19 protein-coding genes, 1 tRNA gene and 3 pseudogenes are annotated in these 20,577 nt (G+C 71.8%); 11 read left to right on the top strand and 12 right to left on the bottom strand.

Going from position 1 to position 20,577, the window contains the following annotated elements; all coding sequences use genetic code 11:
• Positions 1 to 39: 39 nt before the first annotated feature.
• Positions 40 to 909, top strand: coding sequence for a DMT family transporter (locus ACIO3P_RS30210; protein WP_401854205.1), 870 nt, complete (start codon positions 40 to 42; stop codon positions 907 to 909).
• Positions 910 to 960: 51 nt separating this feature from the next.
• On the opposite strand, the gene ribA is transcribed toward ACIO3P_RS30210, so the two are convergent.
• Positions 961 to 1,680: a GTP cyclohydrolase II gene (gene ribA, locus ACIO3P_RS30205; protein ID WP_329824522.1), complete on the bottom strand. Its 720-nt coding sequence runs from the start codon at positions 1,678 to 1,680 to the stop codon at positions 961 to 963.
• A gap of 157 nt (positions 1,681 to 1,837) precedes the next feature.
• Between ribA and ACIO3P_RS30200 the strand changes: the two genes are divergently transcribed.
• A complete protein-coding gene (locus ACIO3P_RS30200; protein WP_401854208.1) occupies positions 1,838 to 2,587 on the top strand; it encodes a creatininase family protein in 750 nt (249 codons plus the stop codon).
• Positions 2,584 to 3,618: a RibD family protein gene (locus tag ACIO3P_RS30195; RefSeq protein WP_401854485.1), complete on the top strand. Its 1,035-nt coding sequence runs from the start codon at positions 2,584 to 2,586 to the stop codon at positions 3,616 to 3,618. Before ACIO3P_RS30200 ends, ACIO3P_RS30195 begins: the two co-directional genes overlap by 4 nt.
• On the opposite strand, the pseudogene ACIO3P_RS30190 reads toward ACIO3P_RS30195, so the two are convergent.
• The 5 genes and pseudogenes from ACIO3P_RS30190 to ACIO3P_RS30170 form a co-directional block, all read right to left on the bottom strand.
• Positions 3,544 to 4,353 (bottom strand): annotated as a pseudogene (locus tag ACIO3P_RS30190) (YbhN family protein); the annotation flags it as partial. The gene ACIO3P_RS30195 and the pseudogene ACIO3P_RS30190 overlap by 75 nt on opposite strands.
• 65 nt (positions 4,354 to 4,418) lie before the next feature.
• Positions 4,419 to 5,291: a methyltransferase domain-containing protein gene (locus ACIO3P_RS30185; protein ID WP_401854210.1), complete on the bottom strand. Its 873-nt coding sequence runs from the start codon at positions 5,289 to 5,291 to the stop codon at positions 4,419 to 4,421.
• Positions 5,288 to 6,358 (bottom strand): glycosyltransferase family 4 protein, encoded by a 1,071-nt coding sequence (locus ACIO3P_RS30180; protein WP_401854488.1) that lies wholly within the window; start codon positions 6,356 to 6,358, stop codon positions 5,288 to 5,290. Before ACIO3P_RS30180 ends, ACIO3P_RS30185 begins: the two co-directional genes overlap by 4 nt.
• A 107-nt stretch (positions 6,359 to 6,465) precedes the next feature.
• Positions 6,466 to 6,864, bottom strand: coding sequence for a 6-carboxytetrahydropterin synthase (locus ACIO3P_RS30175; protein WP_329824519.1), 399 nt, complete (start codon positions 6,862 to 6,864; stop codon positions 6,466 to 6,468).
• Between the two features lie 148 nt (positions 6,865 to 7,012).
• Positions 7,013 to 8,002, bottom strand: a complete 990-nt coding sequence (locus tag ACIO3P_RS30170; RefSeq protein WP_401854211.1) for a zinc-binding alcohol dehydrogenase — start codon at positions 8,000 to 8,002, stop codon at positions 7,013 to 7,015.
• A gap of 106 nt (positions 8,003 to 8,108) precedes the next feature.
• Here ACIO3P_RS30170 and ACIO3P_RS30165 point away from each other — a divergent pair, with 106 nt between their 5' ends.
• Complete coding sequence (locus tag ACIO3P_RS30165; protein WP_401792914.1) at positions 8,109 to 8,921, top strand: CDP-alcohol phosphatidyltransferase family protein; 813 nt, start codon at positions 8,109 to 8,111, stop codon at positions 8,919 to 8,921.
• A 580-nt stretch (positions 8,922 to 9,501) separates the two neighbouring features.
• On the opposite strand, the gene ACIO3P_RS30160 is transcribed toward ACIO3P_RS30165, so the two are convergent.
• Positions 9,502 to 10,983 carry an HNH endonuclease gene (locus ACIO3P_RS30160; protein WP_401854214.1) on the bottom strand — a complete coding sequence of 494 codons (1,482 nt, stop codon included), beginning with the start codon at positions 10,981 to 10,983 and terminating at the stop codon, positions 9,502 to 9,504.
• A gap of 100 nt (positions 10,984 to 11,083) precedes the next feature.
• Here ACIO3P_RS30160 and ACIO3P_RS30155 point away from each other — a divergent pair.
• Positions 11,084 to 11,420: pseudogene (locus ACIO3P_RS30155) on the top strand (cupin); the annotation flags it as partial.
• Positions 11,421 to 11,688: 268 nt separating this feature from the next.
• On the opposite strand, the pseudogene ACIO3P_RS30150 reads toward ACIO3P_RS30155, so the two are convergent.
• Positions 11,689 to 12,268: pseudogene (locus tag ACIO3P_RS30150) on the bottom strand (transposase); the annotation flags it as partial.
• Positions 12,269 to 12,309: 41 nt separating this feature from the next.
• Between ACIO3P_RS30150 and ACIO3P_RS30145 the strand changes: the two are divergent.
• Both ACIO3P_RS30145 and ACIO3P_RS30140 read left to right on the top strand, forming a co-directional pair.
• Positions 12,310 to 12,732, top strand: a complete 423-nt coding sequence (locus ACIO3P_RS30145; RefSeq protein ID WP_401854215.1) for a hypothetical protein — start codon at positions 12,310 to 12,312, stop codon at positions 12,730 to 12,732.
• Positions 12,733 to 12,762: 30 nt separating this feature from the next.
• Positions 12,763 to 12,945: a hypothetical protein gene (locus tag ACIO3P_RS30140; RefSeq protein ID WP_401854217.1), complete on the top strand. Its 183-nt coding sequence runs from the start codon at positions 12,763 to 12,765 to the stop codon at positions 12,943 to 12,945.
• Positions 12,946 to 13,336: 391 nt separating this feature from the next.
• Here the strand turns inward: ACIO3P_RS30140 and ACIO3P_RS30135 are convergent.
• Positions 13,337 to 13,421: transfer RNA gene (locus tag ACIO3P_RS30135), tRNA-Leu, on the bottom strand.
• 198 nt (positions 13,422 to 13,619) lie between these two features.
• Between ACIO3P_RS30135 and ACIO3P_RS30130 the strand changes: the two genes are divergently transcribed.
• The 3 genes from ACIO3P_RS30130 (at position 13,620) to ACIO3P_RS30120 (ending at position 16,281) form a co-directional block, all read left to right on the top strand.
• Entirely contained in the window at positions 13,620 to 14,945 is a 1,326-nt protein-coding gene (locus ACIO3P_RS30130; protein WP_401854220.1) for a M20/M25/M40 family metallo-hydrolase, read from the top strand.
• Between the two features lie 142 nt (positions 14,946 to 15,087).
• Positions 15,088 to 15,321, top strand: a complete 234-nt coding sequence (chpH, locus tag ACIO3P_RS30125; protein ID WP_329824513.1) for a chaplin ChpH — start codon at positions 15,088 to 15,090, stop codon at positions 15,319 to 15,321.
• 138 nt (positions 15,322 to 15,459) lie between these two features.
• Positions 15,460 to 16,281, top strand: a complete 822-nt coding sequence (locus tag ACIO3P_RS30120; RefSeq protein WP_401854222.1) for a chaplin — start codon at positions 15,460 to 15,462, stop codon at positions 16,279 to 16,281.
• 133 nt (positions 16,282 to 16,414) lie between these two features.
• Here the strand turns inward: ACIO3P_RS30120 and ACIO3P_RS30115 are convergent, their stop codons facing one another.
• On the bottom strand, positions 16,415 to 16,603 hold the full coding sequence (locus ACIO3P_RS30115) for a DUF5703 family protein (RefSeq protein ID WP_114625034.1): 189 nt from the start codon (positions 16,601 to 16,603) through the stop codon (positions 16,415 to 16,417).
• Between the two features lie 47 nt (positions 16,604 to 16,650).
• Here ACIO3P_RS30115 and ACIO3P_RS30110 point away from each other — a divergent pair, with 47 nt between their 5' ends.
• The gene (locus ACIO3P_RS30110; protein ID WP_329824511.1) at positions 16,651 to 17,301 is read left to right on the top strand and encodes a hypothetical protein; all 651 of its coding nucleotides are present in this window, start codon (positions 16,651 to 16,653) and stop codon (positions 17,299 to 17,301) included.
• Positions 17,302 to 17,354: 53 nt separating this feature from the next.
• On the opposite strand, the gene ACIO3P_RS30105 is transcribed toward ACIO3P_RS30110, so the two are convergent.
• Together ACIO3P_RS30105 and ACIO3P_RS30100 are read right to left on the bottom strand one after the other, a co-directional pair.
• Positions 17,355 to 19,535, bottom strand: a complete 2,181-nt coding sequence (locus tag ACIO3P_RS30105) for a helix-hairpin-helix domain-containing protein (protein WP_401854490.1) — start codon at positions 19,533 to 19,535, stop codon at positions 17,355 to 17,357.
• A gap of 35 nt (positions 19,536 to 19,570) precedes the next feature.
• Positions 19,571 to 20,554 (bottom strand): aldo/keto reductase, encoded by a 984-nt coding sequence (locus ACIO3P_RS30100; protein WP_329824510.1) that lies wholly within the window; start codon positions 20,552 to 20,554, stop codon positions 19,571 to 19,573.
• Between the last annotated feature and the right edge of the window lie 23 nt (positions 20,555 to 20,577).

Here is a 20,577-nt window from a genome sequence, read left to right as displayed (position 1 = left end):
GAGAACGGATCCGGTCGGGGCCGCCCGCATGATGGGCCGGTGATCAGTGTTCTGTTCGCCGTCCTGACCGCGGTCAGCAACGGCTCCGCCGCGGTGCTCCAGCGCCGTGCCGCGGCCACTGTCCCCGACTCCCAGGCGATGCGTCTCTCGCTGATCGGACGGCTTCTGCGCCAGCCGGTCTGGCTGGCGGGGATCGGTCTGGTGCTGGTGGCCGCCGTCTGCCAGGCGGTGGCGCTCGCGACCGGGCCGATCGCCGTGGTCCAGCCGATCTTCGTCATCGAACTGCCCGCCACCCTGCTGATCGCGGGCCGTCTCTTCAAGGTCCGGCTGCCCCGCCCCATCTGGTACGGGGCCGCCGCCGTCACCTGCGGCCTGGCCCTGGGGCTGGCCGCCGCGGCCCCCGGCGGCGGCTCGGAGAGCGTCCACGGGACCGCCTGGATCATGGCGCTGCCGCTCACGGGGGTCTTCGAGGCGCTGGTGATCCTCTGGGCGCTGCGGCTGCGCGGCAACGCGCGCGCCGCGCTCCTCGGACTCGCCGCCGCCTGTGGGTACGCGCTGACCGCCGCCCTGATGAAGGACGCGGTGGCCCGCCTCGACCAGGGCGGGGCCGGCGCGCTGTTCGCCTCCTGGCAGCTCTACGCCATGGCCGTCGCCGGGGTGGGCGCGCTCTTCCTGCTCCAGAACGCCCTTCAGGCGGGCTCGCTGGCCGCCTCCCAGCCGATGCTCACCCTGGGCGACGCGCTGATCAGCATCGCGTACGGGGTGACCCTCTTCGGCGAGAGCGTGCGCACCGGCTGGTGGCTGCTGCCCGAACTCGCCGCGATCGGCCTGATCGCGGCGGGCTGTGTCGTACTGGCCCGCTCCCCGCTGGCCGGGGGAGGACCGCCGCCCCGGCGCCGCGTCCACTGACCGGGGCGGCGCGGGGGCGGCGGGGCGGGGGCGGCGCTTACGCGGCGACGCTCAGCCGGACAGGTCGGCGGACGCGGCGGACGTGACGGACGTGACGGACGCGGCGTTGGCGGGGACGCCCTCCCGCACGAGGCCGTCCAGATGCGGCAGATGGTGGTCCAGCCGCTCCCGCTTGGTCCGCAGATACGAGAGGTTCTCCTCGCACGGCGGTATCAGCAGCGGAACCTGCTCGGCGACCTTGACGCCGTGCCGCAGCAACGCCTCGCTCTTGCGCGGGTTGTTGGACAGCAGCCGTACCGAACGCACCCCCAGATCGAGCAGCATGTCCGCCGCCACCTGATAGTCCCGGGCGTCGGCCGGCAGTCCGAGGGCGAGGTTCGCCTCGACCGTGTCCAGGCCCTCCGCCTGGAGCTGCATCGCCCGCAACTTCGCCAACAGGCCGATCCCGCGCCCCTCGTGGCCCTGGAGATAGATGAGTACGCCGCGCCCCTCGCGCACGATGGCGTCCAGCGCCGCACCGAGCTGCTCGCCGCACTCGCAGTGCTTGGAGCCGAAGGCGTCCCCGGTCAGACACTCCGAATGCACACGGGTAAGGGCTCCGTCGCCCGCGACATCGCCGTATATCAGGGCTATTTGTTCGTCCCCGCGATTACGGTCCAGGTAGCCGACTGCGAGAAAGTCTCCGTGCACGGTGGACAGCCGTACTTTCGCCGCTCGTTCGACACCTGATGAACGAGTACTTTCGAGGCACACGCCATCACTGTCTGTCATGCCTCAATCATATCCGCTGAACCGCTCCCGGTGTACGGAAAGAAAGATAAAAGGGCATCAACTGACGGTCGTCTTCATCACGTTCGGACGATCACCAGGCCATTGCCGCGTAGTCTGCTCCGGTCGACACGCACACGGAAAGAGAGGACCGGAAAACATGAACGGTTCGGGAACGCCACCGGTGACGCCCGGTCTGCTGCCCCGGGAGACGACGCGGGACGTAGGGGCCGCGCGGCCCCGGGCCGCCGTCCTTCCCGTCGGCAGCTTCGAGCAACACGGCGCGTATCTCCCGCTGGTGACCGACACGGTCGTGGCCTGCGTCATCGCCCGCGAGATAGCAGCCGCGCACCCGGTCCACCTGCTCCCGCCGATCACGGTCTCCTGCTCGCACGAACACGCCGACTGGCCCGGGACCGTGAGCATTTCCGCCGCCACGCTCCACGCCGTCGTCCAGGACATCGCGGGATCGCTGCGCCGGTCCGGAATAAAATCCTTGATTCTGGTGAACGCGCACGGCGGAAATTACGTACTGCGCAACGTGGTTCAGGAATCCGCCGGCAGCGGAACGCGCATGGCGCTTTTCCCCGGCTCGGCCGACTGGGACGCGGCAAGGAGCAGAGCGGGGGTGGAGACCTCTTCGCACAGCGATATGCACGCGGGTGAAGTCGAGACATCCATCCTGCTGCACGCGCATCCCGAACTCGTACGGCCCGGTTATGAGACCGCCGATTGCGTCGCCGACGACCGGAAACATCTCCTCACGCTCGGCCTGGCCGCCTATACGGAGTCCGGCGTCATAGGCCGGCCGTCGAGGGCGTCCGCCGGGAAGGGAAAGGAACTCCTGGCCGGACTGGTCGACTCCTTCGACGACTATCTCTCCCTTCTCACCCGCCAGGAGTCCCGATGACCGGCCACCGCTCCGCCGAACCGCCGCCGCGCACGGAGTTGGACACGGACAAGGCGTGGGAGCTGCTGCGTACGGTCAGGACCGAGGCGGACGCCGAGGCCGCCGGGCTCGTCAGGGACGCCGAGGGCCGGCCGCGCTGGAACCGGGACTCCTCGCCCGGGGCGCGGGAGCTGGCCGACCGCTATCTGCCGCTGTGCCTGGCCGGACCGCGCCTCACCTTCGCCCAGCTCGGCCAGAGTCTGGACGGCTTCATCGCGACCCGTACGGGAGACGCCGACTACGTCACCGGCGAGGAGGACCGCCGTCATCTCCACCGCCTGCGCGCGCTCGCCGACGCGGTGGTCGTCGGAGCCGGTACGGCCGTCGCCGACGACCCCCAGCTCACGGTGCGCGCCTGCACCGGGGCCCACCCCGTACGGGTCGTCCTCGACCCGCACCGCCGGGTACCGCCGCATCGCAAGGTGTTCACCGACGGGTCAGCCCCCACCCTGTGGGTGGTGAGCGCCGGCCGCGAGGGCGGGCACACCCCGGCGGACGACCGCCCCGGCCCTGGGGTGGAGGTGCTGACCCTTCCGGACAGCGCCGCGTTCGCCCCCGGCAACCTGGTGCGCGTGCTCGCGCGGCGCGGTCTGGGCCGGGTGCTGATCGAGGGCGGCGGCGTCACGGTCTCCCGCTTCCTGCACGAACGCGCCCTGCACCGGCTCTACGTCACGGTCGCGCCCGTCCTGCTCGGCGACGGCGTCCCCGGGCTCCGCTTCGCCGGTACGCCGGTGATGCGCGACGCCCTGCGCCCCCCGACCCGGCGCGCCGCCCTCGGCGAGGACACCCTCTTCGAACTCGACCTGGGGACGCCGCACCCCGGCCCACCACTGGACGGCGAGCACCCCGAGCCCCGGCAGGCTCGCGGCGAGCGAGAGCACCCCGTACACCACGGCGACAGTCAGCCCCTGGGCGGCGCCGAGACCGGCGGCCCCGAAGGCCCAGGCGGTGGCGCCCTCCCGGGGCCCCCAGCCGCCGACGTTCAGCGGTAGCGCCATCGCGAGCAGCGCCAGCACCATCAGGGGCAGCAGCTCGGCCGCGGGCGCCGTCACCCCCGCGGCCCGGGCGGCCAGCAGGAACGTGGCGAGGAACCCGGCCGGCACCACGACCGACGCGAGCACCACCCCCGGCCAGCTCCGCCGGGCGAGCAGCCCGAGCCGCACCTCGGCGAGCGCGGTCCGCACCGCACGGCGCCGCCGCGAGACGGCGGGCGCCGTGCGCAGCCGCCAGGCGGCCACGGCCACCAGGGCGGCGAACGCGACCAGCACCGTCAGGGCGGCCGGCGTCCCGAGCGTGTCCCGCACGGCCCGGCGGGCCGCCGCCGGAGCCTGCGACGGCCACCAGGCCAGCAGCGTCACCCCGAACGCGACCAGCACGACCTGGCCCGCGACCCGTTCGAGGACGACCGCGCGGACCCCCAGGCCGACATCACCGGCGCTCCGCCCGTGCCGTACCGCACGGTGCACATCGCCGAGGACCCCGCCGGGCAGCGCCGCGTTCAGGAACAGGGCGCGGTAGTAGTCCGCGACGGCGCCGCGCAGCGGCAGCCGGATCCCCAGACCGCGGGCGACCAGACACCAGCGCCAGGCGCTGAACACGGTGGTGACCAGGCCCAGTCCGACAGCGGCCAGCAGCGTGGGCCCGTCGATCCCGCGCACCCCGGCCAGCAGCGGACCGGTGCCGAGCTGCCACAGCAGCACCCCGAGGACGGCCACTCCCGCGACCATCCCGAGCCGCCCTCGCAGAGGCCCTGTGCTCCTCGGCGTACGCGGGGCCCCGGCACCCCGCGCCGTCACGTGACGCCGCCCGTCCGGGGCAGCGCCAGCAGATCACTGTGGTGCACGACCACCCGCAACACGCCCGCCTCGCACTGCTCCAGACGGCGCCGCAGATACTCCTCGGCGCGCGGCGCGAGATCCGGCCGCTGCTCACAGGCCGCGCCGACCCAGCCCCGCAGCCACTCGGCCGTCAGCGCCGACTCGGCGGCGCCGAGCCGCCACGGGCTGGCGTGCACCCGTACGGTCGCCCCGCACCGCGCGAAGGCCGCTGCGGCCACCGCGACGGCGTCGGGCCCCAGCATGGTCCGGCCGTGCTCGGCCCGCCGCTGGTGCGCGTTGAACGCCTCGGCCAGCTCCGCGTCGAGCGGATCGGCCGGGCTCAGCTCGACCCGCCCCACCACGGAGAGCGCCAGCAGCGCCGGGCAGCCCGCCCCGGCGCAGGCGGCGGCGAGCGCGTCCACCTCCTCGCGGGTGAGCACGTCCAGCAGCGCGGAGGCCGTCACCAGCGAGGCGCCGGCCAGACCGTCCGCCGTCAGCTCCGCGAGGTCGCGCCGCTCGGTGGCGACCGTGACCCGGCTGCCGTCGGCCGAGATACGGGGCGTCCGCGCCGCGGCCAGCTCCAGCAGCTCGGGGTCATGGTCGTGCAGGACCCAGCGCTGCGGTCCGGCCAGCTTCGGGGCGAGCCAGCGCCCCATGGAGCCGGTGCCGCACCCCAGATCGTGGATCACCAGGGCCCGTTCGCCGTTTCCGGCGGGTCCGGCCAGTCTGCCGCGCAGCGCGTCGAGGAGTTCCGTCGCACGCGCGGCGCCGTCCGGTCCCTCCCGCAGCTCCAGCCACGCGGGGGCGTAGCGGGTCGCTTCCGAACGCGGAGCTTCTGAGGTGGTCACGCGGCCCTCCCGGTTTCCTGACGGAGCTGTTCCAGCGCACCGGCCAGACTCCGTGATGTCGTTCCCCACCCGTCCAGGGCGGTACGCCGCCCCCGCGCGGCGGCCGTCAGCGTCCGCCGTGTGTCCGGCTCACCGAGCCAGCCGCGCAGCGCCGCCGTGAGCGCCGCCGGGTCGTCCGGCGTGACGAGAACGCCCGGTACGGTGCCGTCAGGCGCTCGCCCGACGGCCTCGGGGACCCCGCCCACCTCCGTCGCCAGGACGGGCACGCCCCGTGCGAGGGCCTCGGTCACGGCCATGCCGTACGTCTCGGCGTCCGAGGCGAGCACCAGCAGATCGGCGGCGGCGTACCGACCGGCCAGCTCCTCGCCGTCCAGCGGGCCCGTCAGCCGCACCCGGTCGCCCAGGCCGTGCCGCTCGATCAGCTCCCGCAGCCCGGCGACATACCCCGGATCCTGGTCGAGCCCGCCCGCGCAGACACAGCTCCACGGCAGGTCACCGAGGGCCGCCAGGGCCTCCACCAGCCGGTGCTGTCCCTTGCGCGGGGAGACGGTGGCCACGCACAGCAGCCGCGAGCCGTCCCCCGATCCGGTCGCCAGGGGCGCGATGTCGGCGCCGGGCGCGGCGACATGGACCCGCTCCGGGGCCAGTCCGTGGTGGTGTACGAGCCGCCGCGCCGCCCAGTCGCTGGTGGCCACGACCACGGGCACCGCGCGCAGTGTCCGGCGCTCGCGTTCGTCGAGATCCGCCGCCTCGCCGGGCGTGAGCCCCGTCTCGTCGGCCAGCGGCAGATGCACCAGTACCGCCAGCCGCAGCCGCGCGGCCTCGGGGGTGATCACGCCGGGGACGCCGCAGGCGACGATCCCGTCGAGCAGGACGACCGCGCCGTCCGCGAACGCGGCCAGCAGCCGCGCCAGTTCCGTACGGGCCGCGTCCCCGGGCCGGGGCCAGGCGCCCGCCACGGTGTGTTCATGGACCCGCCACCCCGCGCCGGGCAGCTCCCGGCAGACCCGGCGGTCGTACGTGTTGCCGCCGCTGGGCGCGGCCGGATCGTCGATGCCACCGGGCATGACGAGATGCACCGTACGCGCGGAACGCTCCCCGGACACCGGCGGGACGGCGTCGGGCGCGGTGGCGTCGGTGTCGGTGGCGTCGGCGGTGGCGGCGTCGGCACGCCTCACAGGGCGCGCTCGTAACTCGCCCACGCGACATGCGACTCGTGCAGGGTGACCTGGATGGCCGCCAGCCCGCGGGCCCCCTCGCCGAGCGCCCCGGCGTGCACCCGCTCCGCGAGCCGGTCCGCGATGATCCGGGCCAGGACCTCGGTGGAGGTGTTGACCCCGGCCAGGGAGGGTTCCTCGTCGAGGTTGCGGTAGGTCAGCTCACCGACCACACCGCCCAGTTCCCGGGTGGCCAGGCCGATGTCGACCACGATGCTGTCGGCGTCCAGCTCGGCGCGGCGGAAGGTGGCGTCCACGAGGAACGTCGCTCCGTGCAGGCGTTGCGCGGGTCCGAAGACCTCGCCGCGCAGACTGTGGGCGATCATGATGTGGTCGCGGACGGTGATGCTGAACAACGGATGACCCTCCAGGTGCGGCACGTCTGGCCTCGGCCCCGGCACGCGAGGCCGGGGCATGGTGTGTAGTACGGCCGGTCCGGCCGTCCTGTTCAGACGAGTTCAAGCCATGTCCACCCCCGCACACCAGCCACCACCGCCGCCCTCCTCACACCGGCGCGTCCGGCCCGTACACCACGCGGTGGCAGAGCCCCGGCAGGTCGCCGGCGGCGATCCCGGGCAGCACCCGGGGCAGTTCCTCGAAGCCGCACTCGCCGGTGACCAGCGCGTCGAAGGCGGGCTCGGCCAGCAGCTCCAGGGAGAGCGCCAGCCGGTCGGCGAAGCTCCGCCGGGCGCTGCGCGCCGGGGACACCGTGCCGACCTGGCTGCCCCGCAGGGTCAGCCGCCGCGAGTGGAACGCCTCGCCCAGCGGCAGTGCGACCCGCCGGTCCCCGTACCAGCTCAGCTCCACCACGGTCCCCTCCGGGGCGAGCAGTTCCAGCGAGCGCGCGAGCCCCGCCTCGGTGGCGCTCGCGTGGACGACCAGGTCGCAGTCGCCCAGCGCGTCCCTGGGGAGCGCGAAGCCGACCCCGAGCGCCTCGGCGATCCCGGCCCGCGCGGGCTCCGCGTCGACCAACTGGACGCGGACGCCCGGGTAGCGGGCGAGCAGCGCGGCCACGGAGCAGCCGATCATGCCGCCGCCGACCACCGCGACCCGGTCCCCGATCAGCGGCGCCGCGTCCCACAGGGCGTTCACCGCGGTCTCCACCGTCCCGGCCAGAATGGCCCGTCCGGCGGGCACGTCGTCCGGTACGGGGGTCACCGCGCTCGCCGGGACCACGTACCGCGTCTGGTGCGGGTAGAGGCAGAAGACCGTACGGCCCAGCAGCTCGGGCGGGCCCTCCTCGACCAGGCCGACGTTGAGGTAGCCGTACTTGACGGGCCCGGGGAACTCACCGTCCTGGAACGGCGCCCGCATCGCGGTGTGCTGACTGCGCGGCACTCCGCCGCGGAAGACCAGGGTCTCCGTACCCCGGCTCACACCGGAGCAGAGCGTGCGCACCAGGACGTCGCCGTCGCCGGGCTCCGGCAGGGTGACCTCCCGTATCTCGCCGTGGCCGGGTGAGCGGAGCCAGAAGGCGCGCGCGGCACGCTTCATCGGTGTCCTCCTGAACGCTGGGGTGACGGTTCACGTTCTTAGTTCACGAGGCCGCGCTCGGTACGCGGCGCCAATCGACTCTGTCACACGGCCGGAGGGTGCAACGGTGGCCCTGAACGACACGTACCACCTGAACAAGTACCACCTGAACAACACGTACGACCTGAACGAGACCAGCACCACCCGGCTGTTGCGACGCACGGGACTGCTCCGCCAGGAGACCGCGGTGGGCGCGGGCGCCCAACTCCTCCTGCTGGCCCTGATCGGCACGGTGACCGGACTGGGACCCGCGGGCTGGCTGGCGGGCCTGGCGTTCACGGCGGGCACCTGGGCCGTGCTCACCCGCGCGCTCTCCCGCACCTGGCCGGGCCCCTTCGGACCGGCCAACGGCGTCACGCTCGCACGGGCGACGCTCGTCGGCGCGGTGACCGCGCTGGTCGCGGACTCCTTCACACACCGGGCCCCCGTCGCGCTCCTGGTCACGCTCACCACGGTGGCGCTGATCCTGGACGCCGTCGACGGCCAGGTCGCCCGGCGCACCGGCTCCGTCTCCTCCCTCGGAGCCCGCTTCGACATGGAGGTCGACGCCTTCCTGATCCTGGTGCTGAGCGTGTACGTCGCCCTGTCGCTGGGCACCTGGGTGCTGCTGATCGGCGCGATGCGGTACGTCTTCGTCGCTGCGGCCCGGGTCCTCCCGTGGCTGAACGGCGCACTCCCGCCGAGCATGGCCCGCAAGACGGTGGCCGCGCTCCAGGGCATCGCCCTCCTGGTGGCGACCGCCGGCTTCCTCCCGCACCTGCCCGCGCTCGCCGTGGTCCTGCTCGCCCTGGCGCTGCTGACCTGGTCCTTCACCCGAGACGTCGGCTGGCTGTGGCGCACCGACCGCGCCCGCGTGACCGTGGCCGCCCGGCGGGCCTGAACAGAAAATCAGGCCGTGACCGGGGGACTTGAACTCTCCACTCGGACACCAGCCTCCAACCGCTCTGACCTGGGAAACGCTCGTCAACTGCTTTTCGGCGGGCGCTTCTCCAATTCTTTCGTGCTGTTTCCTGCGGCTTCGGGGCGCTGCTGGTCAGGCGTTGGGCACGTGACCATCCCGTCCTGCCCCTGTCTGATCAGGCCCTATCGATGGCCTCGAAGACGTCGACGCCGGTCTCCTGCTGCGAAGTCGGGAGGCCGTCCAGTTAACGGAAGCAACCCGGCTTCAGGTCCTGGAAGCGCCCGAGCATCTACGTTGTCCCAGCACCTCGCCGCAGACCGGCTCTGCTACTCCCGGGTGAGTCTTGAGGCGTGTCCGCCGCTCATCTCGGCGAACTGGCGCACCTGCTCGTAGACGGCCCCTTCGGCCTTCCCGCTCCCAACGTGACGTTGTCCTCCCACCCCTCCCACAGGGGCACATAGCTCTGCTCTGGCTTGCTTGGGAAGTGCTGCCGAACCTCAGAGATCCACGCCTCCGTAATGGCCGTACATCGGCGGCGAAGTCGGCAACTGCGGACAGCTCACCGATATGTCTTCGGCGGACTTGCCTTCCACGTTCGGTCGAGGCAATTGTCCCAAGTGCCTTCCCGGTCGAAACTCGCGGCCCGGCAACCACGGGACATGGGTGCCGCAGCGCTGTGGCGCCAGGGAGCGTCTCCAATCCGGGCTATGGCGTGGCCGCAGTACCGGCAGGCGGTGTGCGCCATCAACTCGTCATTCAGCCGCTCGAATTGCGCGGTGCGGTCCGCCACTTCCTCTTTGAGGCATCGCAGCACCTCCTCGGCACTGGAAATCCCCGCCGAACCCATGATGTCGCGCACGAGGTTCGCCGCCTCGATCGCGATGTCGGCCCGCCGTGCGGCATCGACCAGGTTCTGCGCACCATTGCTGTCGGGCGACTTGCGCACCGTCCGTTCCGCCAATTCAACCGACGGACGGCTCGACACCGCCGACTGGTCATTGCCGGCCTCGTGCTCCGCAACTCCGTCTCTCAGGCGTCTGCGTGCCACTTCGAAGGCCCATGCCTCGGTGGATGCCTTCTTGGAAACGTTGAAGTGAGTACTGGTCGCCGAGTCCATCACCGTGTGGAACTCTTCCATCAGCGCTCCCCAGTGGTAGCCGCCAGCGAAGTCCTCCGGGCACCAGCCGTAGTGACGAATGAGTTCGTCACGGACCCGGTCGAAATGGCGCAGGCTCTTCCGCACCGGTCCGCGCGTCTCGATGTGGAGGCCGACGTGTTCCGCCTTCGCCAGCAGTTCAGGGTCTACGCCCTCCCACTTCATATGGCCGTCGCGTTCACAGGCATAGTCGACCCAGGACCAGAACGCCTCGGCGTCCGCGACATCGGGCGCCTCACGGTGATGGCGCGGACAGAGGAGGGCGAAGTTGCGCACATCGTTGGAACCGCCGAGCGACTCCGGGACCACATGGGCCCTCTCCACCGGCGCCTGCCAACAGATCAGGCAGATTGGCTCATCGAGACCGAGGTAGTCGGCGATGGCCCGGACCGGAGGTCTGGACCGGCGGCTGTCAGGGCTGTTGTCCCGGTTGCGTACGCGCAACTCGCGGTGGTCGTAGGAGTGTTCACGGTCGGGGTCTCGTACGGTGAGGTTGTCAGGGATGTCCTCGCGTTGCGGCTCGGGGTTCCTCGCATGGTAGAGCGGTGTACTGATCTCCGTGAGGTACGGGCCGAGGAACCCCAGCAGGAACTCGCGGATGATCTCCAGAGCATCGGCGTCATAGCCACCGGCTGCGTTGCGGTGCCCCTGGATGTCGAGGTAAACGTAACGCGGGGCGCCAGGGTTTGTTGCTGCGGCCTTTTTGAGGATTGAGAAGAGGCGGGTGGCGCACTTGGCGAAGTCCTCTTCGACCCGCATGTCGTGATACAGCGCGATGCCCTGCGGCTTCGCATCGGCTCCCGGTTGCCCAGGAGGGGCTGCGTTCTGCGTGGTCTCGGGGCGGGAAGACCGAGCTGTCATCGACTCCTGTTGGCTATCGTTCATGGGCGCAAGCTAGCCGCCGCCTCTGACAGTCGGTGTTCGCGGCGCCCGAGCGACCCACGCTATGACCGGACTCCGGCGACAAGCGATAGGGGCGAGGACCGCGCACTTCCCCGACACCACCGACACGGCGGGCCTGTTCTCCGGGGACGACCTGAACCAGATCATCGCCACGCAGCGACTGGAGCCGCCTCGGCTGCGCCTGTCAGCCGATGGTGAGATGGTCCCCCTCACCGCCGCGCGGTCACCTGGTCCCGCGTCCAACCGTCCGACTTCCACGCCCAGCTCAGAGACGGCGCATCGGTGGTCCTCGATGCGGTGGAGAAGATCCCCCGCCCGTAGGTGCGGCTGCCGAAGGACTTGAACGCTTCCTCGGGACTTCTGTGCCAGGCCAATGTTTTGAAGGACGTTTTTGGGCTCCATGGTTGGGCCGGAGGGGGCGTGAGGCGGTGTGATTCACGCCCCTGCAGTGAGGTGATTTGGCCCCACTTCGATCGAGTGGTTCCGCTGGTCCTGGTCCTGGGGTCTCGCGATAGCCTCGATCGTTCATGAGTCCTCGTCGGTTCGCTGACGGGGGCTCTGTGCTTGCGAGATGCGTAATTTCGTGGGCTGGGGCAGGTTGGCGGCCCGGCTGTCGTGTCGGGTGAGCGCCGGGTTCCACTGTTCCGGAGACGATAGTGCTGCTCGTAGGGACGGGAAACCTACTGCTCAGACCGGGTTGGGTAGTTGTTCGAGCCGTTCGAGGGCGCTGGTGACGACATGGGTCCATGGCCAGTGGCGGGCGAGGCGGAGGATCTGGCGGCGGCCGGTGGTGACGAACTGGCCGGCCGGGCTGGAACAGGCGGAGCCGTAGGCGGCGGGGCTCCCAGAGGCGGGTCTTGCCGCTCAGGGCAAGCATCGGCATCCAGGCCAACAGGTCGAGTGCGATCTGGACGATCTCCAGCCAGACCCTGTTCTGCGCGGTGTCGTGCAGGGGCAGGTTCCGCAGGCCGGTCGCGCGGGCAGCTCGGACGCGGTCCTCGGCCCGTGCCCGCAGGCGGTGGCGGAGTTCGAGTTCGGCGATGGGCCGGCTGGTGGTGTTGGTGGCGAAGCACGTGATCCGCATGCCGTCGGCGTCTGTGATCCTCAGCTGGGCACCGGGGTGCGGCCGTTCCTTTCGAATGATCAGCCGCATGCCCCTCGGCCGGCCGTCGAGCATGCCGCCGGTGAGTTCGGCGACCCAGGCCCCGTCGCGGATCTCTCCATCGGGCTCGACGGCCGGCGTCCATGCCGCGGGCGGCACCTTGACCGATGAACCGGGCCGGAACAGAGTAATGGCGCTGGCGGACCGTGATCCGGCCGCTGCGGTCGACCTTCGGCGTCAGCGTGATGCCGCACTCGAACTCCTCGAACGGCAACGGCAGCAGGAGATCGGTCCCGGAGACGAAGTTGAACCCGACGCTGGTCAGCCGCCCCGACAGCATCCGCTCGTCCTCCTCCGCGTCGATCTCTCTCAGCCGTTCGTTCAGGGCCTCCAGCGAGACGACGTCGGGAACGAGAACCACAAGGGCGGTGGTGCCCAAGCTGATCGCCGTCAACCCCGACACGACGGCGCACTCTCCCGCGGCCCGGCAGATCCGGGCGCAGGAGTCGAAGTACCCGGCCCTGGACGGCTGTCAGACGACCCCGTGCGCCCCGCTGTGGACCGTGTACGCCGCTACCGGCATGCGCCGCAGTGAGGCGCTCGGCATGAAGTGGCCCCTGGTGAACTGAGATGCGGAGGCCATCGAACTGGGCTGGGTCGTGGTCGAAGAAGGCAACACCTACCGGCTGCGCAAGCTCACCAAGGACGTCGACGACAACGCCGTCATCTATGTGGACCAGTCCGTGATGAACGTTCTGAAGTGGCAGAGGGCAACGCCAGAAGGCGGAGCGGAAACGACTCCGCCCGGCATGGGTGGACAGTGGTCTCGTGTTCGCCTGTGACGGCTTCAAGCTGTACCGGGGTGAGGCGGGTGGGCCGCAGGACCCTGAGAAGGTGTCGGCACGGGGGCGAGCCCTCCGCGACCGGCTGCACCTGCCGGAGGACTTCCGCATCCACGACTGGCTACACAGCAAGGTCACGATGAGCTGGAGGCCGGGTAGAACCCTGTGGAGGTCTCCGCCAACGTCCGGCACCATTCGCCGGGCTGCACCATGGCCCGGTACGGGCACTCACGTAAGGATGGAGCGCGGCGACCGGCCGCCTCCGGAGCGGGCCGATTCGGCCTGTCATCCCTGGCCTGACCAGGGGATTCGCTGGGCTGCTGGTCACGTGGTTGGTCACGCAACCGCCCGGTAACGCAGAAAACCCCACATGAAGTGGGGTCTCAGCTCGTGTCCGAGGGGGGACTTGAACCCCCACGCCCGATAAAGGGCACTAGCACCTCAAGCTAGCGCGTCTGCCATTCCGCCACCCGGACAAGGTGTCTGCCGGGAGGCCCTGGGCCGTTCCGACGTGGAAAACCATAGCAAACATTCGACGGTGCCCGATCACGCCCCGATCCGTGTGACTGGCGTGTGGCGGGCCGGGTCCGCCCTTGGGTGAGGGGGGCCGGCGCGGGAGGATGGGGAGGACCACCAGCGAGAACCACCTAGCAACGACCGTGGGAGTGAGCAGCGTGAGCGAGCCGAACGCGGGCAGGACCGTATCGGGCGAGGACGAGGTCGTCGACCTCTGCCGGGATCTGATCCGGATCGACACCAGCAACTACGGGGACCACTCCGGCCCCGGGGAGCGGGCCGCCGCGGAGTACGTCGCGGAGAAGCTCGCCGAGGTGGGGCTCGAACCGAAGATCTTCGAGTCCCATCCGGGCCGTGCCTCCACCGTGGCCAGGATCGAGGGCGAGGACCCGTCGCGGCCCGCGCTGCTCATCCACGGTCACACCGACGTCGTGCCGGCCAACGCCGAGGACTGGACGTACGACCCGTTCGGGGGCGAGATCGCGGACGGCTGCGTGTGGGGCCGGGGCGCCGTCGACATGAAGGACATGGACGCGATGACCCTCGCGGTCGTACGCGACCGCATGCGCAGCGGACGCAAGCCCCCGCGCGACATCGTGCTGGCCTTCCTCGCCGACGAGGAGGCGGGCGGCACGTACGGCGCGCGCCACCTGGTCGACCACCACCCCGGTCTCTTCGAGGGCGTCACGGAGGCGATCAGCGAGGTCGGCGGCTTCTCCTTCACCGTCAACGAGAACCTGCGCCTCTACCTCGTCGAGACGGCCCAGAAGGGCATGCACTGGATGCGGCTGACCGTGGACGGCACCGCGGGCCACGGTTCGATGACCAACAACGACAACGCGATCACCGAGCTGTGCGAGGCAGTGGGCCGGCTCGGCCGCCACCAGTGGCCGGTACGGGTGACCAAGACCGTACGGTCCTTCCTGGACGAGCTGTCCGACGCGCTCGGCACCCCGCTCGACCCGGAGGACATGGAGGCCACGCTCGCCAAGCTCGGCGGCATCGCGAAGATGATCGGCGCCACCCTGCGCAACTCCGCGGCCCCCACCATGCTCGGCGCCGGCTACAAGGTGAACGTCATCCCCGGCCAGGCGACCGCCCATGTCGACGGCCGGTTCCTGCCGGGGTACGAGGAGGAGTTCCTCGCGGACCTCGACCGGATCCTCGGCCCGCGCGTGCGGCGCGAGGACGTGCACGGCGACAAGGCGCTGGAGACCAGCTTCGACGGGAACCTGGTGGACGCCATGCAGAGCGCCCTCTCGGCGGAGGACCCGATCGCGCGGGCCGTCCCGTACATGCTCTCCGGCGGTACCGACGCCAAGTCCTTCGACGACCTCGGGATCCGAGGTTTCGGCTTCGCCCCGCTCAAGCTGCCGCCGGAGCTGGACTTCGCCGGGATGTTCCACGGGGTGGACGAGCGGGTACCGGTGGATGGTCTGAAATTCGGTGTACGGGTCCTCGACCGGTTCATCGACCAGAGCTGACCGGCCGAACGGAAAATCGTCCACGCGTGCGTCATTGACTGAGAAGAGTGAATGCGCTCATAGGCTCGTAGCCTCATTACTTCCCCTTCGTTACAGGTGTGCGGTCCGCGGCTGGGACCGCGTTTGCCAACAAGGAGGAATAATGATCAAGAAGGTCGTCGCTGCTGCGGCAGTCACTGGTGGTCTGGTGCTCGCGGGTGCGGGCATGGCCGTCGCCGACGCGGGCGCGCAGGGTGCCGCCATCGGTTCCCCCGGCGTTCTCTCGGGCAACGTGGTGCAGGTTCCGCTGCACGTTCCGGTGAACGTGTGCGGTAACACGATCAACGTGATCGGGCTGCTGAACCCCGCCTTCGGCAACGTGTGCGTCAACAGCTGACGTTGTATCTCTCACCCGTGAGGGTCTGAGCCCGAGCGGCCCCGGAGCGCGTGCCATGCGCTCCGGGGCCGCTGGGCATCCTGCCCCGGCACCGATGCCCAGGGCAGTCCCGCAAGGCAGAAGGCAGGGATCGAAGCTATGAGACAGGTCACGCGCAAGGGCCTGATCACCGTGGCGGCGGCGGGCGGAGTGCTCGCGCTCGGCGGTGGCTACGCGCAGGCGGACGCGGGGGCGGGCGGCGCGGCCGTCGGTTCCCCGGGCGTGCTGTCGGGGAACAACGTGCAGGTTCCGGTGCATGTGCCGGTCAACGTGTGCGGCAACACCGTGGATGTCGTCGGGGTGCTCAATCCGGCCTTCGGCAACAAGTGCGGCAACTTCTCGGGCAAGCCGTCCGGCGGCCACGGCAGTGGACACGGCGGCGGCTACGGGGACGACGGCGGCTACGGCGGGGGCGCGCATGCGGGCGGGGGCTCGCACACCGGCGGTTCGCACCCCGGAGCCACCCACACCGAGCCGTCCGGAGGCTCCCACGCGGGAGGCGGCGCGATCGACTCCCCCGGAGTCGGCTCCGGCAACTCCGTCGAGGTACCGATCGATGTCCCCGTGAACGTGTGCGGGAACAGCATCGACCTGATCGGGCTGCTCAACCCGACCTTCGGCAACAACTGCGCCAACGGCTCGGTTCCCAACCGCCCCGGCCCGGAGCGCCCCGAGCACCCCGAGAAGCCGGTCACCCCGGTCACGCCGGGTACCCCGGGCCCTCCCACCGAGGAACGGGTGATCCCCCCGGTCCCGAGCACCCCCGAGACGCAGCCGGTCTCCCGGACCACCGAGCAGACCGGGTCCACCGAGGTCCTCGCCTCGACCGGAGCCGGCGGGCTCGGGATCGCGATCCCGGCGGGCGCCGGACTGCTGCTCGCGGGCACGATCCTGTACCGCCGCGCCCGTTCCGCGGCCTAGTACCGTGACCGGCGACGTTTGCCGGGAGGGGCACTAGGCACGCGGCAGGCCCGTAGCGCCCGTACCCACGCGTACGGGCGGGACCGGGCAGGCCGGGGCGGGCCTCGCAGCAGCGGGGCCCGCTCCGTCATGTTCACCAGGTGGCGCGCACCTGACGAATGATGCGCCGGCGCAGCCGCACCCTGCGGCTGCCGTCCCGGTGCAGGCTCAGGCGGTCCAGTTCCCAGTGCCCGTACTCGGCATGATCGGTGAGCAGACGGGCCGCATCCTTGCGGGAGACCCCGCGCGGCACGTACACGTCGACAAATTCGTATTCCGGCATCGCATCTATTGTGCGGGCAGAGGCCCGGTACGGATAGCGTCTGCACTATGTCTGATGCTGCGCAGCCCACCGCTGCCGAGGTACGCGCCGCCGCCGAGGCGGTGAAGGTAGCCCTGGACCGCCACCTCGCGGCGGTCGAACATCGCACGGGTGAGGACGACCCGGCCGTTTCCGAAGCGTTCAACGCCCTCGCCGTCGCGGCCGAGGTCTACGACGAGCGGCTCTACAACCGGTACGACGAGGTCACCCCGTTCGAGATCCCGGACCCGGACGATTCCCTGCCCCCGTACAACGGTCCCGAGGAGCCGAACGCCCTCAGTGTGCTGATCCGGCGCGACTACGCGGTGGTGGAGCCGCAGCGGCTGCTCGCACAGGCACAGCGCATCGCCGACGTCGAGGGTGACACCGACACCGGAGGGGTCGTGGGCGGCAGTGTGCACGCGGCGCTCGGTGTGCTCTTCGGTGAGTACGAACCTGACGAGATCGCCTCCCGGCACAAGGAGTTCGGCCTGGAGGAGGGCGACTCCACCCTCTGGGTCTCGGCCGCGGACGACCTCCCGGAACCGGGGGAGTGGCTCTCCGCCCCCTTCGACCAGGCCGACCCCCAGCAGGTGGTCTGCCGCTTCGACGTCAGCGCGGTCTTCGACGAGGACGACCTGGACGCGGACCTGGACGACCTGGAGGAACAGGACGCCTGACCCTTCGGCCCCGCCGCCGCCCCGCACAGGGGCGGCGGCGGACGCCCCGGGTGTCAGCTCGGCTGTGCCGCCGGGGCCAGGAGCGATTCCAACTGGCCGCGCAGCCGGGTGGTGCGGTCCTGGGAGGGGACGTCCGACACCGCCTTCGGGAGAGCCTGGTCGACCCCGTGGACCACGGAGAGATGACGGTCCCCGCGGCTGAAGGCCGTGTAGACCCAGGGACGGCTCAGGCCCTGCGCGGCGTCGCCGGGCAGGACCACGACCGCGGCGGGCCAGCGCATCCCCGCCGCCTGGTGCGCGGTGAGCGCCCAGCCGTGGCGTACGGCGTGCTCCACCCGGTCCTTGGGTACGACGACCGCCGCGCCCCCGCACTCCAGCCGCAGCCCCTCGGCGTCGGCGGAGACCACCGCGCCCTGGAGCGTTCTGCCGGGGGAGGGGACGTACGCGACCCGGTCCCCCGGGTCGAAGCCGCCGAACCGGCCGGGGCCGGGGTTGAGCCGCTGCTTGAGCGCCGCGTTCAGCGCGCGGGTGCCGGCCGAGCCGCCGTGGCCCACCGTGATCACCTGCGTCTGCCCGGCCTCCGTACCGAAGGCGCGTGGTACGGACTCCGCGACGAGCTGGACCGTACGGTGCACCGCCTCGCCCGCGTCCCGCACGGGCACGATCACGACCTCCTTGCCGGGCGCCGCCACCTGGTTCAGCTCGCCGACGCCGATCCCCGACACCAGCTCGCCGATCGGTCCGGGGTCGGGCGTACGGGAGCTGATCCGCGGGCACACCCCGGCGGCCAGCAGATCGGCGAAGACCCGGCCGGCACCCGCCGACCAGAGCACCCCCGGATCGCCGCTGAGCACCAGCCGTCCGCCGTCCGCCAGCGACTCCACCAGCACCGCGGCCGTCTCCACGTCGAGCTGCGGCGCGTCCAGGACCACCAGGAGATCCAGCGCGAACAGGCCGTCCGCGTCCCGCCCCGGGCCCTCGGCGCCGGTGAGCAGTCCGGCGACCGTGACCGCCTCCGCGTCGGGCGCCAGCCGGTCGCGGCCGTTCTCGCTGTGGACCGCGACGACCGCGCGCACCCCGAGCGCGCGGGCCGCCACGGCCAGCGCGACCGGCTCGGCGCGCGCCGCCTCCCCGCCCGAGTGCAGGACGAGCCCGTGGACCGCCACCGCGCGGATCAGCTCGGCCGCCGAAGGTGACGGGGCGCCCGCCGCGGCCTCCTCCCAGGAGGCGTCCTGCCCGGTCCTCGCCAGCCGCGCGAGACCGTCGGCGAGACTGTCCTCCGCCAGCGCGTACCGGTCGAGCCCCAGCAGCACCGGGCCCGGCTCGGCGGCCGGCTCCCCGCCCTCGCCGGCCTCGTCGGGTTCACCCTCGGCCGACTCCTCGGCCTCCGGGGACTCGTCCGCGTCCTCCTCCGGGAACCTCAGCACCACGGAGTCCTCCACCGCGTGCCGTACGGCCCCGTCCGGGTCGGGCACGGAGTGACCGGCCAGCGCGCTCCGTACCGCCGACGCCTCCAGCGCGGTGTGCCCCTGGAGCGCGGCGCGCTCCAGCAGCCAGCTCACCAGGGCGGCGGCCCTGCGCTCGTCACCGGGGCCGCAGGCGGCCCCCAGGAGCGCCCGCGCGAACCCGTCGGCCTGCTCGGGCCGCACCCCGGGCACGGCGAGCAACTGCCAGGGGTTCTCCCGCAGCAGCTCCGGGGCCTGCTCCCCGAGCGCCTCGGAGACCTGGCCCGCCAGCGCCTCGGGCGCGCCGCCCTCCGTGAGCACCGCCCGTACGGCGGAGACGGTCCCGGGAGCCACGGCGCGCGGCTCCTGAGCCTGCGGCTCCACCCGTGAGGGTGGCTGCGGCTGTGACGGGGCCCGGGGGCGGTCAGGGGCGGCGGCGGGCGCCGCCGTACGGAGCAGCGCCGGATCGACCGGCTCGCCGCTCTCCATGGCCCGTACGGCCGCGAGCAGGTCGGCGGCCTGCCCGCTCAGCTTCGCCCCGGCGGCGATGGGCCCGGCCTTCTCGGCCTTCCGCTGCTCGATCCGCTCCCGCAGCTCCCGCTGCGCGGCCAGCTCGGCCTGCGCCTCGGAGACCGCGGCGGCCTCGGCGGCCTCGGCGGCGGTGGCTTCGGTGGCGTCGGCCTCGGGTGCGTCGGCCTCGGTCGCGGAGTCGGCGGCGGCACCCGTATCGGTCGCGGCGGCCTCGCCGTCCGACTCCGTACCGCTCTCGGCGGCAGCGGCGTCGGCCATGGGCCCGGCCTCCTCGGCGGGGTCGCGGTCCGTACTCACAGCGTGCTCCAGTCCTGGTCGGGATAGCGGTGCACGGGCGCCGACACATCGTCGAGCGCCTGGCAGATCTCGTCAGGAAGACTAAGGCTCTCCACTGACAGAGCGGCCGTGAGCTGCTGCGCGTTGCGCGCGCCGATGATCGGCGCCACCACGCCCGGCCGGTCCCTGACCCACGCCAGCGCCACTTCCAGTGTCGTCGTCGCGAGCCCTTCCGCGGCCGTCGCGACCGCGTCGACGATCCGCCCCGCCGCCTCGTCGAGATAGGGCTCGACGAACGGCGCCATCTGCTCGGACGCGCCCCGCGAATCGCTGGGCGTGCTGTGCCGGTACTTGCCCGTGAGCACCCCGCGGCCGAGCGGCGACGACGGCAGCAGCCCCACGCCCAGATCGACCGCGGCGGGCAGCACCTCGCGCTCCACCCCGCGCTGGAGCAGTGAGTACTCCATCTGGGTGCTGGCCAGCCGGGTCCGTATCCCGGGTGAGGCGAGCTGCCAGGTGGCGGCCTTGGCGAGCTGCCAGCCGCAGTAGTTCGACACCCCCGCGTACCGCGCGCGGCCCGTGCTGACCGCGATGTCCAGCGCGTGCAGGGTCTCCTCCAGCGGGGTGTCGCTGTCGAAGGCGTGTATCTGCCAGAGATCCACGTAGTCCGTGCCGAGCCGCTCCAGCGACTCGTCCAGCGCGGCGAGCAGATGCCCGCGCGACCCGTCGAAGCGGCGGTACGGATCGGGCACGCTGCCGGCCTTCGTCGCGATGATCAGATCCCGGCGCGGGACCAGCCGCTCGACGAGCTGACCCAGCAGATATTCGGCCTCCCCGCCGCCGTACACGTCCGCCGTGTCGACCAGCGTTCCGCCCGCCTCCCAGAAGACCTTCAACTGATCGGCGGCGTCATGCTCGTCGGTGTCCCGGCCCCAGGTCAGGGTGCCGAGCCCGATCCGGGACACACGCAGGCCGGTACGGCCGAGATGCCTCTGCTCCATGCGGCTTGAGATTACTGGCCATG

It is taken from the genome of Streptomyces sp. NPDC087310 (genome assembly GCF_044744405.1).
In the GTDB taxonomy this organism is placed as follows: domain Bacteria; phylum Actinomycetota; class Actinomycetes; order Streptomycetales; family Streptomycetaceae; genus Streptomyces.
Note: the sequence above shows the minus strand (reverse complement) of the source record. Positions and strands in the feature narration are given on the sequence as shown.